Here is a 12,207-nt window from a genome sequence, read left to right as displayed (position 1 = left end):
CCGCCCTACCGCGCCAGCCACCCGCCATCGACCGCCAGCACATGTCCCTGCACATAGGCCGCGGCGTCCGACGCGAGGAACACCGCCGCCCCGCCCAGATCGCCGGGAGCGCCCCAGCGTCCCGCCGGGATACGCGCGAGGATCGCGCGGTTACGCTCCGGATCGGCCTGCAACGCCGCGGTGTTGCTCGTCGCAATATAGCCCGGCGCGATCGCGTTGACCGTCACATTATGCTTCGCCCATTCGTTGGCGAGCAGCTTGGTCAGCCCGCCTACCCCGCTCTTCGCCGCGGTATAGCTCGGCACGCGGATGCCGCCCTGAAAGGTCAGCATCGACGCGATGTTGATGATCCGCCCGCCCCCGGCCGCGATCATGTGCCGTCCGGCGGCCTGCGACAGGAAGAACACCGACTTGAGATTGGTGTCGATCACCGCATCCCAGTCCTCCTCGCTGAAGTCGACCGCATCGGCGCGGCGGATGATCCCGGCATTGTTGACGAGGATGTCGAGCCGCCCGAACGCCTCCAGCGTCTCCGCGACCACCCGCCCGACGGGCTCGATCGTGGCGAGATCGGCATGGATCACCGCCGCGCGCCGGCCCTGCGCGCGGATCTGCGCCGCCGTTTCTTCCGCCGCGGTACGCCCGACGCAGGCGACGTCCGCCCCTGCCTGCGCCAGTGCGACCGCGATCGCCTGCCCGATCCCGGTGTTCGCCCCGGTGACGATCGCGACCCGGCCGGTCAGGTCGAACGGATGGCTCAGCGCAGCTGGCATATGTCGCACACGTCCATATCGTTATAGTCCTGGTTCTCGCCCGCCATCGCCCAGATAAAGGTGTAGTTGCTGGTGCCCGCGCCCATGTGCACCGACCACGGCGGGCTGATGACGACTTCCTCATTGTCGACGACGATATGCCGCAGGTCGTCGGGGCGGCCCATGTAATGGAAGACGCGATTGTCGTCCTCCAGATCGAAATACAGATAGATTTCGCTGCGCCGCTCATGGACGTGCGGCGGCATCGTATTCCACACCGACCCGGGCTTGAGCTGCGTCAGCCCGAGGCAAAGCGATGCACTGGCGCACAGATGCGGCAGCACCAATTGATAGATGGTGCGGTCGTTCGACGTCTCCAGACTGCCGCGCTGCATCGGATTGGCGTCGGCGAGCGTCACCTTGCGCAGCGGGAACGGCGCATGCGCGGGGACGCTGAGCAGATAGAAGCGCGCCCCCTCGCCCGCGAACGTCACGTCCGACGACCCCATCGGCACGTACAGCGCCTCGTAGCGCGCCAGTTCGAACACCTGCCCGTCGACCGTCACGCTGCCGGTGCCACGCCCGATATTGACCACGCCCAGCTCGCGCCGTTCGAGCAACGGATGCCCGGCCGCGCTTTCCGGCTCGCTGTGCGTCGGCAGCGCCAGCGTCGCCGCGCCGGGCACCGCCCCGCCGATGATAAAGCGCTCGCCATGCGAATAGGTCAGCACGATCTCACCGTCGCGGAACAGCCCGCCGACCAGATAGCGGTCGCGCAGCGCCTGGTTGGAGGCGCCGTCCATCATGTCGGGATGGGTGGCGTAATAGGTCTTGGCGTACACGGTCTTGCTCCTGTTCAACGGGCGCGATCGAGCTGCGCGATCTGCGTCGCCGCCAGCAGGAACGCCCCCACGCCGTAATATTGCGTCTCTTGCGCGGCGACCTTGTCGGGCCGGTCGCTGACCTGCTGCACCCAGCCGAGCCGCCCATCGGGCTGGATCGACCGCTCCAACGCCGCCCAGCCGCGCTTCGCGACCGGCGCGTATTCGGCGCGTGGCAGCACCCCGGCGTTGACACCCCACGCCATGCCATAGGTGAAGAAGCCGGTGCCGCTCGATTCCGGCGGCGAACCCTCGGGGGCGAGCAGCGACGGCGCCCAATAGCCATCGGGCTTCTGCAGCGTCTTCAGCTTCGCCGCCATCTTGCGGAACAGCCCCTCCATCCGAACGCGGTCCGGGCTGTTCCTGGGCAGCAGCGGGATGATCCGCGCCATGCCGGCGAACACCCAGCCATTGCCACGTGCCCAGAATTGCTTGCGACGCTGCGCATCGCGACGCTCGAAGAAGCGGCTGTCGCGGTAGTAAAGCTGTTCAACCGGATCGAGCAGGAAGTCGGTCGTCGCCCAGAATTCGCGCAGCGCGAAGTTGCGATACTTCGGATCACCCGTCTGGCGGCTGAGTTCGACCAACGCGGGCGGCGCCATGAACAGCGCGTCGCACCAGCACCAGCGCGTCAGGCACTCGGTCGCGCCATAGCCCTCCGGCGGCACCGCGAAGGCGAGCGTCGTCACCGCCGGCTTGTCGACCACGCGGTCGAACGTCGCCTTCGCGCTCGCCAGCGCTTGCGGCGGTCCGCCATGCGCTGCGGCCCACAGGTAACTCTGCACGATCGCATGATCGTCGGCGAAATAGGGCTTCTCGCCCGCGCGCCAGCCGTTCGCGCGCCCCATCGCCATGATCGCGTCCTTGATCCGCGGCGGCGCGCCGGCATCGGCGAGCGCGGTCATCCCGACCCAGAAAACCGCTGGCTCCCACGCGCGCATGTCGCCGCTGCGCGGGTTCACGTCCATGTGCGCCAGTTGCCAGTCGGCCAGCTTCACCGCCTGCGCGATCGGCCCCTGTTGCTGTGCCGCCGCGGGCGCGGCGACCGCCACGAGGCTGGCGGCGAGGGCAAAATGTCGAAGGATCATGCGGCGCTCTCCATGGACGCGAAACGGGCCGGGGCCAGCCGGGGGCTGATGATGTGCAGCGACAGCAATGCCAGCAGATAGGCACCGCCCGCCACCGCGAAGATCGGCGCATAGCTGCCCGATATGCCAAGCACGTGACCGACGAACTTGGCGATCAGCATCCCGCCGATCGCGCCCGCCGTCCCGCCGATCCCGACCACCGAGCCGACCGCCGCGCGCGGGAACAGGTCCGACGGCAGCGTCAGCAGATTGGCGGAAAACGCCTGATGCGCCGCGGTCGCCAGCCCGATCAGCGCAACCGCGATCCACAGGCTGTCGACATACTGGACCGTGACGATCGGCAGCACCGCGATCGCACAGCCCAGCATCGTCGCCTTGCGCGCCGCATTCGCCGACCAGCCGCGCCGCAGCAGCCGCGACGAGGTCCATCCGCCCAGGACGCTGCCCGCGTCCGACAGCAGGTAGATTACCACCAGCGGCGGCCCGAACGACTTGAGGTCGAGCCCGTAGCGCTTGCCGAGGAAATCGGGCAGCCAAAACAGGAACATCCACCAGATCGGATCGGTCAGGAACTTGGGCACCGCATAGGCCCAGGTCTCGCGGTAGGCGAACAGCCGCAGCCATGGCTCGCGCTGCACCGCCGGCGCGGGATCGCTGCGGATCAGCGCCAGCTCGCTGGCCGTGACGCGCGGGTGCTCCTCGGGCCGGCGATAGATCGCGACCCACGCGATTAGCCACAGCACGCTGAACGCGCCGGTCGCAAGGAACGCCATCCGCCAGCCGTAGGCGAGCGTGATTGCGGGCACGAGCAGCGGCGTCGCGATTGCGCCGACATTCGCCCCGGCGTTGAACAGTCCGACCGCGAACGCGCGCTCGCACTGCGGAAACCATTCGGTCACCGCCTTCAGGCCGGACGGGAAATTGCCCGCCTCGCCCAGCCCCAGCGCGAACCGCGCCGCACCGAATTGCGCGACGCTGCTCACCAGCCCGTGCGCGACATGCGCCAGCGTCCAGAACGAGAAGGCCAGCGCATAGCCGAGCCGTGCGCCGAAGCGGTCGATCAGCCGTCCCATCATCAGGAACCCGGCGGCATAGGCGGCCTGAAACCAGAAGACGATGTCGGCATATTGCGCCTCGCTCCACCCCAGATCCTTCTGGAGCACCGGCTTGAGCACGCCGATCATCTGCCGGTCGATGTAATTGATCGCGGTCGCCGCGAACAGCAACGCGCAGATCGTCCAGCGATAGCGCCCGGTCGGCGGCGCGGCGGCGATATCCGGCATGGCGATGGCGCTCCGGGAAAGAAGGGCGCGCGACACCGCCGCGCGCCCAGGTGGGGATGGTTCAGAACTTGCCGCGGATGCCGAAGGCGATCGTCGTGCCGTTGTAGAAGGAATTGTCGCGGCGCGACGAGCCGTTGCCCTTCGCCTGATCCGGGTTTTCGTAATAGGTGTAGAGGTTGGTGTTGGTGATGTTCAGCGCATCGACGCGCAACTCGAAATTGTCGTTCAAGCGATAGCTGACCGTCGCGTCGAGGAAGCCCTGCGGCGCGGTATAGCCGATCTGGTCGTTCCCGCTGTTGACCGAGCTGCCACCCCCACGGGCACGATAGTTCCACGATCCGCGGATCGCGAACGGTCCCTTTTCGTAGAAGGCAGTGGCGCTGTACGAATAATCCGGCACGCCGGCGATGCTGACGCGCGTTCCCTTCGACGTGACGAAGTCATTGCCCTCGCGCCACACCTTCGTGAAGCTTCCCAGCACGCCCAACCCGTCGAACGGCGCGGGCAGGAAAGTCAGGTTTTGCTGATAGGCGATCTCCAGCCCCTTCAGCTCCAGCTTGCCGAGATTTTGCACCGTGGTGACGGTGAACGGCTGGTCGGGCGAGATCGTGCCGGTGTCGCTGCCCGTGATCGAACGCCGATCGAACAGATCCTGCGACAATTGCAGCGTGCTGAATGGCACGCCGTAGATGGTCACCGCTTGTGGCGTATCGCGCAGCGACTTCTTGAACGCACCGATGCTCAGCACCGACGCGGGCTGGAAATACCATTCCGCGCTGAAGTCATATTGCGTCGCCACCTGCGGGCGCAGACCCGGGTTGCCGACCGTCACATCGGGGTTGAAGCGGTTGGGGATCGCGATCCCGCTCGCGATGTCGACCAGCGCCGAACGGGTGATCGTCTTGCCCGCCGAGCCACGCACCAGCACCTTCGGCGTGATGTCCCATGCCAGGCTGAGCGACGGCAGCCAGTTGTCATAGCCGCCGCGACGCTGCCGGGGACCAAAGGCCCCGCCGCCGGTCGGCGCATAATTGTCGATGATCGTCTCGGTCTTGGCGTAGCGCATCCCGAAATTGCCACGCAGGTCGCCCTGTCCCAGCGGCAGCTTCATGTTCGTCTCGACGAACGCGGCCTTCACCCGTTCCTCGGCACGGAACTTGGAATTGAGCTGCACCGGCGCCTCGGCATTGGCGCCGTTGGCATCGAGATAGTCCATGACGAACGCACGCGGGAAGGTCGCGAACTCCGACGGATAGCCGGCATTGCCGCCGTTGCGCGTCGCGCCATAGGGCAGGAACGGCACCATGTGCGAGAAGACGTCGATCGTCGCGAACGTGCCGCCGCCCGGCAGCGTCCGCGTGCGCGCGATCGATGTCCCGTCCCGCCGCTCGATCTCCTTCACGCTTGAGATATAGCTCGCGCCGACCAAGGCCGACCATTCCGCGCCCGCGAACTCGCCCGCATCCCAGGTCGCGACCAGCCGCCCGCTCTTCTGCTGGTCCAGCTCGCGCGCCGAGCCGAAGCCGAGGCTGGGATCGGTGAAGTTGCGCGGCTTGGTGAACGACACCGGCGAACTGATCGTCGGATAGCTGACGTTCACGGTCGGATCGAAGGTCGTGCGGATCGAATAGATGTTCGAGACGATCCGGTTGCCCGACGAAAAGGCTTCGCTCTTGTTGATGTTGCCCTGCGCCGAAATCTTCAGCGTATCGGTCGGGCTCCACACCGCGCGGACGATTCCGTAGCGGAACTGCGTCTCGGCATTGCGATAGAAGCTTTCGGTCAGCAACGAGCTATTGTCGAACGTCCCGTACAGGTTGTTGTACTGGTCGATCTTCACGTCGACCGGGATCAGCCCCGAATTGGTGCCGCGCCCCGGCAGGCTGGTCGTGCCGCGCACGGTGCGCGTGTTGCGCACCGGCACGCCGAATGTGAATTCGTCGTTGACGTCGGTCACGCGCGAATAGATGCCGTCGACGCTCGCCTCGAACCGGTCGCTCTTATATTGCAGCGACCCGACGAACCCCAGCCGCTCGCGCTGGTTGCTGGAGGTGAACACGCGGTAGAAACGCGGCAGATAAGCGCCTGCGATCTGGTCGCGGGTCAGATTGCCGAAATTCGCCGCCGGATTGTCGAGATCGAGCGCGAAGGGCGTGAACGGACCTCGCCTGTCGGGCTGCCCGGCGGTCGGTGCCGGCAGCGTGGCCAGTGCCGTCGAATTATAGCCACCGGTCGACTGGAATCCCGATCGCTCGTTGACGTTCTGCGCATAGGCGACGCCGAACAGCGCGCCGAAGTTGCCGACCGTATCGCTGACCAGCAACGAGGCGCGCGGGCGGATCTGCCCCGAACCGGTATTGTAGTTCTGCGCGAGATTGTAGCGGACCACCCGCCCCTTGCTGTCGAACGGCCGCGGCGTCTGCAGATCGACGTTGCCCGAAATGCCGCCTTCCTCAAGGTTGGCGAGCGGGCTCTTGTAGACATCGACGCGCCCGAACAGTTCCGACGGGAAGACGTCGAAATTGAACGTGCGCGACGAATTGCCGACGCCACCGGTCGAGGTCGTGCGAACCGGCGCGCCGTTGATCGTCGTCACCGAGAAGGACGGACCAAGCCCGCGGATGCTGATCTGCTGGCCCTCGTTCGACGCACCGTCGCGCGACAGGAAGATGCCCGGAATACGTTGCAGCGATTCCGCGACGTTCGCCTCGGGGAACTTGCCGATATCCTCCGCGACGATCGAATCGCGCACCCCGACCGCCTCGCGCTTCAGCTCCAGCCCTTCGGCAAGGCTGCGGCGGAACCCGGTAACGACGATGTCTTCGCCGGCGGGATCGGCCGGCGCCTGTGGATCAGCGGTGACCGAGGTGTCGGCCGGTTGCGCGGGATCGGCCTGCGTCGCTTGTGCCGCGACCGGCGCCGCCACCAGCGCCAATGCGATGGCGTGCGCCGACGCCATGCCGATAAACAACGACCTGCCCACGATAACCCCTCCTGTCGCGCCGCTCCTTGCGGCTTGCAGGTCGGTTATCATACAAGTTCATGCGCGCGTCAACCGCCGGGCACGGCACCTCCGGAAAGGTTCGCCGCCTCGCTCAATTCGGTGTGGCGGCTGAGGCTTTCCTGCATGTGGTGCCGCGCCGCGTCGCGCGCGCCCGCGGGATTCATCCGCACGATCGCGTCGACGATCGCCTCATGCTCGATCCGCACCTTCTCGACATAGGCGCGCTGCGCCTCGGGCGGCTGGTCGCGTAGATACAGGTTGCGCGGCGGCACCAGCCGCACGCCGAGGAAGTCGATCAGCTTGACGAACGTCTCGTTCTGCGTCGCGCGCGCGATCGCGGTGTGGAAGCGCGTGTCCGCCGCGGCCGAGGCGACCGGATCGTCGGCGACCGCCGCCATGTCACGCAACGCCGCGCGCATCGCCGAGATGTCGGTCAGCGTCCGCCGCGCCGCCGCGAACGCTGCCATCTCCGACTCGACCGATAGCCGCACCTCGAGCAAGCGGATCACGTCCGCCAGCTCGCTCATGTCCTGCCGCGTGATCTGGAACGCCTGATAGCGCGCGTCATCGGACACGAACACGCCCGACCCCTGTCGCGCGATCGCGATGCCGTGCGCCTCCAGGCGCGCGACCGCCTCGCGCACCACCGTGCGACTGACCTTCTCGTCCTCGGCGATTTCCTTCTGCGTCGGCAGCCGCGCGCCCGGCGGCATCTCGCCCGAGCGGATCCGCGCTTCGAGTTTGACGTACAAAGCGTCCGCCAGCGACATGGTCTTGGTCATCTGCCCTCTATATCAAGGTCGTGGCTCAACCCCCATGGGCAAAGCGCTGCCTTGGCAAAATAGATATGATGCCTTAGGTTATCCTACAACATTGTCGTGGAGGGTAAGGATGAGAGGCGGGCGGCGATTGAGCGCAGCGGTGGCGTGGGGGCTGCTGGCCGGCGTGCCCGCGACCGCCCAGCAACCCGCCACACCGTTGCCGGTGGTGTCGCCCTTGCCCGCACCCGCCGACCGCACGCCGCGCGCGGTCGCGCTGCTCGCCGACTATCGCTACGACGATCTGCTGTGGGAGAATGATCGCACCGCGCATCGCATCTACGGCCATGCGCTGGAGGCGGCGGAACCGCCGTCGGGGTCGGGGATCGACAGCTGGGGCAAGAACGTCCGCTGGCCGTTCGCGGACCGTCAGCTCCGCACCGGCGACCAGCACGCCTATCATGGCGAGGGGATCGACTTCTACAATGTCGGCACCACGCGCGGCGCGGGCGGGCTGGGCATCTGGCACGACAACAAATTGTGGACCTCGCGCAACTTCGTTCGCCACCGCATCCTCGCCAGCGGTGGCGACCGCGCCGACTTCACCGTCGATTATGCGCCCTGGCCGGTCGATACGGTGCGCAAGGTATGGGAAACGCGTCGCTTCACGCTGCCGCTCGGCACGCACTTCACCCGCATGGTCTCGACCCTCTCCTCCGACCGCCCCGGGCCGTTGCTGGTCGGCATCGGCATCGGCAAGCGCACCACCGGGCAGGGCGCGGGCGAGCTGACCGTCGATCGCGCGCGCGGGCTGCTGTCGTGGTGGGGGCCGGACGATCCCGGTCACGGCCGAATGGCAATCGCGATCCGGGTCGATCCCCGGATGATCGCCGAGGTGCGCGCCGATGCCGACAATCAGTTGGTGCTGCTCCGCGTCACGCCCGGCATGCCGTTCGTCTATTATTCGGGCACGGCATGGAGCCATGGCGAGGGTGACTTCCGCACCCGCCAGCAATGGGACCGGTATGCCGCCGGAACGCCACTGACCTTCACCATCCCGAACGCTGGGCAATGACGATGCAGATCGAACGACGGGCGCTTCTGGCGGGCGGCCTTGCGATGGGTGCGCTCGCTACGACGCCGACCAGCGCCGAGGGGCGGCCCGTCGATGCGCCGCTGCCCGACGGCAAGACCGACCGCGCCGACGCGCTCGCATTGCTCCGCCGGATGGCCGAGCCGGTGCTCGGACGCATGGCGCGCGGCCGGCTCCACGCCGAATGGACGCCCGAACTCAGCCCGACATGGGATGGCCGCAACCCCGGCGTCGCCTATCTCGAGGCGTTCGGGCGGCTGATCGACGGCATCGCGCCATGGCTCGCGCTCCCCGACGACGCCAGCGCCGAAGGCCGTCTCCGTGCCCGCCTGCGCACGCAGGCGCTGGAGAGCTACACCCATGCGGTCGATCCGCAGAGCCCCGACTATCTGTTGTGGCGCGGCCACGGACAGGCGTTGGTCGATTCCGCCTATTTCACCAGCGCGCTGCTGCGTGCGCCGGATGCACTGTGGAAGCCGCTCGACGCGAAGACCAAGGCGCGGATCGTCGAGGAGATCAAGGGCCTGCGCCGCATTTCCCCGCCCTATCAGAACTGGCTGCTGTTCGCGGCGATGAACGAGGCGTTCCTGTTCGCGATCGGCGAGGACTGGGACCCGATGCGCGTCGACCTGACGATCAAGAAGATGCTCGAATGGTATGTCGGCGACGGCTGGTACGGCGACGGCGAGCGCTTCCACTACGACTATTACAACAGCTACGTCATCCACCCGATGCTGGTGCAGATCCTCGCCACGCTCGCGGCGGGCAAGCCGAGCTTCAACAATCTCCGCCCCGCCGAGGAACTGGCGCGCGCGGTGAAGCGCGAGCAACGCTATGCCGAGCATCTCGAACGGATGATCGCCCCGGACGGCAGCTATGCCGCGATCGGCCGCTCGCTCACCTATCGCACCGCGGTGCATCAGCCGCTCGGGCATCTGGCGTGGCGCGGGCAATTGCCCGACACCTTGCCGCCGGGGCAGGTGCGTGCGGCGACGATGGCGGCGCAGCGGCGCGTGTTCGCCGATCCCAGCAACTTCAACGCCGACGGCTTCCTGACGATCGGCTTCGCGCGGCACCAGCCGACGCTGGGCGACATCTATTCCAACGCCGGCAGCATGTATATCGCCTCGGAAAGCCTGATCGCGCTCGGCCTGCCCGCCGATCACGCCTATTGGACCGCCCCGCCTCAGCCATGGACGATGCGCCGCGCCTTCGCCGGTCAGGACTTCCGCAAGGACTATGCGGTCAATTATTGACCGGCAGCCATTAAAGCCCCTCCCTCTCGGGGCATTAAGCCCCTCCCCCTCGGGGGAGGGGTTGGGGTGGGGCCTGTCCCTGAAGCTCGAACTCTCGAGATCCCCCACCCCCGGACCCTCCCCTAAACGGGAGGAGTGAAGTCATTTGTCCGACCCTTCCCTAATCCCCCGCCGCCGTCACCACCGGCCGCGTCTCGCCGTCCAGCTCGGTCAGCTCGCGCTCGACCGCGATCGTGTCGCCCAGATCGCGCATCGCATACAGCTTGCCGCGCGCGTTCTCGAACGGACGGTGCAGCACCATCGTCAGTCTGCCCTCGAAGGTGCGGAACAGCATTCCGTGCCCGCTGTCGCCACGCACCAGCGGCGGCAATTGCTCCCACGGTCCGGTAACCTCGCCGCTCTTCGACCGCGCGAGCGACTGGACATAGCCGCGCCGGTCGTAGCTCGACCATAGCATAAGCAACGTGCCGGTGCGGGTGCGGAACAGCTCCGGCCCGTCGGTGACGTTGCCGCCCGTCACGTCGGCGGGATCGGCGCGCTTCACCCACGGCGCATCGGAGGCGCGGAACAGCAGGTGCGGCGGCCCTGCGGCCGCGAGCGTATCGTCGAGCGGCACCGCCTCGATCGTCCCGTCGCCGACCTGCACCCATTCGTGCGCATAGACCATCCACGGCTTGCCCGCGCGATCGACATACAGCGACCCGTCGAGCGTCATCCGTGCGGCATCGACGATCGGCGCCCCGCCGCGCTCCAGCCGGTACGGCCCGCCGAGCGTCGCCGCCGAGGCGAGCAGCGTCGACCGCCGCACCGGCTGACGCCCGTTATCCCCGGGCAGCTTCAAGGCGTCGTTGTAGAAGGTCGAGAACAGATACCAGCGCCCCTTCCAGCGATGCACCTCCGGCGCCCACGCGCCGTCGTTCGCCCAGCTGTCCGCGGGCAGCGTGAAGACCATCACCGGCCGCTGCCAATGCTTCAGGTCGCGGCTGCGATAGGCCATGATCCCCAGCCGTTTGTCGCCGGTCAGCTGCTTCTCGTTGCGCGTGAACAGCCAATAGGTGCGCGTGGCGCGATCGGCGACGATCCACGGATCGTGCAGCGGCATGTCGGGCAGCAGCAACGGTGCATCCGGTGCCGGGCGCGTTGCGCCGGTCGACACCAGCAACGTACCGCACGCGAGCACCATCAACAGGGCGGCACGCAACGCCGCGACCGCGCCGGCACGGCCGGCACTAAGTAAGGTCATCCGTTCTCTCCCGGTTATGTCTGACAATAACCGCGAGGAGCGGACGGTCAACCCGGGAGGGCGCCGTTCCGTTCACGCGCCGGATTGCCCGCGACGGTCGCCCCCGCGCGCACGTCGCGCGTCACCACGCTCCCGGCGCCGATGATCGCATCGTCGCCGATCGTGACTCCGGGCAGGATCAGCGCCCCGCCGCCGATCCACACGTTGCGTCCGATCGCGATCGGGCGGCCCCATTCCGCGCCGGTCGCGCGCGCCGCCGGGTCGCGCGGATGGTCGGCGGTCAAAAGCTGCACCGCGGGGCCGATCTGCGTGCCGGTTCCGATCGTGACGGTCACCACGTCGAGAATGATGCAGCTATAATTGAGGAAGACGTCGTCCCCGAGGCGGATGTTATAGCCGTAATCGCAGTGGAAGGGCGGCCGGATCACTGCCCCCTCGCCCACCGCCGCCAACCGCTCGCGCAGGATCGCGCGCCGCTCCGCCGCGGGCAGCGCCGCCGCACCATTGTAGCGCGCCATCCACGCCAGCGCCGCCTGATGGTCCGCGATAAGTTCTGCGTCGCCCGCATGATAGGGCTCGCCGGCCAGCATCTTCTGCTTCTCGCTGCGCTGTGCCATCGCGCTCAATCCCGCGCCGTCAGCGGCACCGAGGACCGACCGGGTGCACCTTGACGGCGCGTCGCGAAAAGATGCCGTAAAATCAACGCCAAATCCGCCTCGCTCAGCCCCGACGCCGGATCGATCACGATCCCGGCCGGCAGGGGTTCGACCCACGAAGCCAGGCGGTTGCACGCAGCGCCCAGCGCGGGGTCGGCGGAATCATCGAAAGCAGCCATAGACTTACCCTTTG

The 12,207-nt window shown here is 67.4% G+C and carries 11 protein-coding genes; 2 read left to right on the top strand and 9 right to left on the bottom strand.

Annotation, left to right across the window (positions count from 1 at the left end; all coding sequences use genetic code 11):
• Positions 1-5: 5 nt before the first annotated feature.
• From kduD to PGN12_07715, 6 genes are all read right to left on the bottom strand, one after another.
• Positions 6-761 (bottom strand): 2-dehydro-3-deoxy-D-gluconate 5-dehydrogenase KduD, encoded by a 756-nt coding sequence (kduD, locus tag PGN12_07740; protein ID MEH3103785.1) that lies wholly within the window; start codon positions 759-761, stop codon positions 6-8.
• Positions 758-1,594 carry a 5-dehydro-4-deoxy-D-glucuronate isomerase gene (gene kduI / locus PGN12_07735; GenBank protein MEH3103784.1) on the bottom strand — a complete coding sequence of 279 codons (837 nt, stop codon included), beginning with the start codon at positions 1,592-1,594 and terminating at the stop codon, positions 758-760. Before kduI ends, kduD begins: the two co-directional genes overlap by 4 nt.
• A 14-nt stretch (positions 1,595-1,608) precedes the next feature.
• Positions 1,609-2,721, bottom strand: a complete 1,113-nt coding sequence (locus PGN12_07730) for a glycoside hydrolase family 88 protein (protein MEH3103783.1) — start codon at positions 2,719-2,721, stop codon at positions 1,609-1,611.
• The gene (locus PGN12_07725) at positions 2,718-4,004 is read right to left on the bottom strand and encodes an MFS transporter (GenBank protein ID MEH3103782.1); all 1,287 of its coding nucleotides are present in this window, start codon (positions 4,002-4,004) and stop codon (positions 2,718-2,720) included. The genes PGN12_07730 and PGN12_07725 overlap by 4 nt, the downstream gene beginning before the upstream one ends.
• A gap of 61 nt (positions 4,005-4,065) precedes the next feature.
• A complete protein-coding gene (locus PGN12_07720) occupies positions 4,066-6,987 on the bottom strand; it encodes a TonB-dependent receptor (protein MEH3103781.1) in 2,922 nt (973 codons plus the stop codon).
• A 68-nt stretch (positions 6,988-7,055) separates the two neighbouring features.
• Positions 7,056-7,790, bottom strand: coding sequence for a FadR/GntR family transcriptional regulator (locus PGN12_07715; GenBank protein ID MEH3103780.1), 735 nt, complete (start codon positions 7,788-7,790; stop codon positions 7,056-7,058).
• A gap of 127 nt (positions 7,791-7,917) precedes the next feature.
• Here PGN12_07715 and PGN12_07710 point away from each other — a divergent pair, with 127 nt between their 5' ends.
• Complete coding sequence (locus PGN12_07710) at positions 7,918-8,841, top strand: DUF4861 family protein (protein MEH3103779.1); 924 nt, start codon at positions 7,918-7,920, stop codon at positions 8,839-8,841.
• Positions 8,838-10,115 (top strand): DUF2264 domain-containing protein, encoded by a 1,278-nt coding sequence (locus PGN12_07705; protein MEH3103778.1) that lies wholly within the window; start codon positions 8,838-8,840, stop codon positions 10,113-10,115. Before PGN12_07710 ends, PGN12_07705 begins: the two co-directional genes overlap by 4 nt.
• Before the next feature lie 160 nt (positions 10,116-10,275).
• Here PGN12_07705 and PGN12_07700 read toward each other — a convergent pair whose 3' ends face one another.
• The 3 genes from PGN12_07700 to PGN12_07690 are packed head-to-tail and all read right to left on the bottom strand — an operon-like array spanning position 10,276 to position 12,193.
• The gene (locus tag PGN12_07700) at positions 10,276-11,358 is read right to left on the bottom strand and encodes a glycoside hydrolase family 43 protein (GenBank protein MEH3103777.1); all 1,083 of its coding nucleotides are present in this window, start codon (positions 11,356-11,358) and stop codon (positions 10,276-10,278) included.
• Between the two features lie 47 nt (positions 11,359-11,405).
• Positions 11,406-11,975 (bottom strand): sugar O-acetyltransferase, encoded by a 570-nt coding sequence (locus PGN12_07695; protein ID MEH3103776.1) that lies wholly within the window; start codon positions 11,973-11,975, stop codon positions 11,406-11,408.
• Positions 11,976-11,980: 5 nt separating this feature from the next.
• Positions 11,981-12,193, bottom strand: a complete 213-nt coding sequence (locus PGN12_07690) for a hypothetical protein (GenBank protein ID MEH3103775.1) — start codon at positions 12,191-12,193, stop codon at positions 11,981-11,983.
• Between the last annotated feature and the right edge of the window lie 14 nt (positions 12,194-12,207).

It is taken from the genome of Sphingomonas phyllosphaerae (assembly GCA_036946405.1).
Classification (GTDB): domain Bacteria; phylum Pseudomonadota; class Alphaproteobacteria; order Sphingomonadales; family Sphingomonadaceae; genus Sphingomonas; species Sphingomonas phyllosphaerae_D.
The sequence above is the reverse complement of the archived record's forward strand: the minus strand, read 5'-3'. Positions and strand labels throughout refer to the sequence as shown.

Excerpts from the sequence above, each read along its gene's own strand:
- PGN12_07715 (MEH3103780.1), bottom strand. The coding sequence starts at position 7,790 with ATGACCAAGACCATGTCGCTGGCGGACGCTTTGTACGTCAAACTCGAA.
- PGN12_07690 (MEH3103775.1), bottom strand. The coding sequence starts at position 12,193 with ATGGCTGCTTTCGATGATTCCGCCGACCCCGCGCTGGGCGCTGCGTGC.
- PGN12_07725 (MEH3103782.1), bottom strand. The coding sequence starts at position 4,004 with ATGCCGGATATCGCCGCCGCGCCGCCGACCGGGCGCTATCGCTGGACG.
- PGN12_07730 (MEH3103783.1), bottom strand. The coding sequence starts at position 2,721 with ATGATCCTTCGACATTTTGCCCTCGCCGCCAGCCTCGTGGCGGTCGCC.
- PGN12_07705 (MEH3103778.1), top strand. The coding sequence starts at position 8,838 with ATGACGATGCAGATCGAACGACGGGCGCTTCTGGCGGGCGGCCTTGCG.
- PGN12_07695 (MEH3103776.1), bottom strand. The coding sequence starts at position 11,975 with ATGGCACAGCGCAGCGAGAAGCAGAAGATGCTGGCCGGCGAGCCCTAT.
- PGN12_07700 (MEH3103777.1), bottom strand. The coding sequence starts at position 11,358 with ATGACCTTACTTAGTGCCGGCCGTGCCGGCGCGGTCGCGGCGTTGCGT.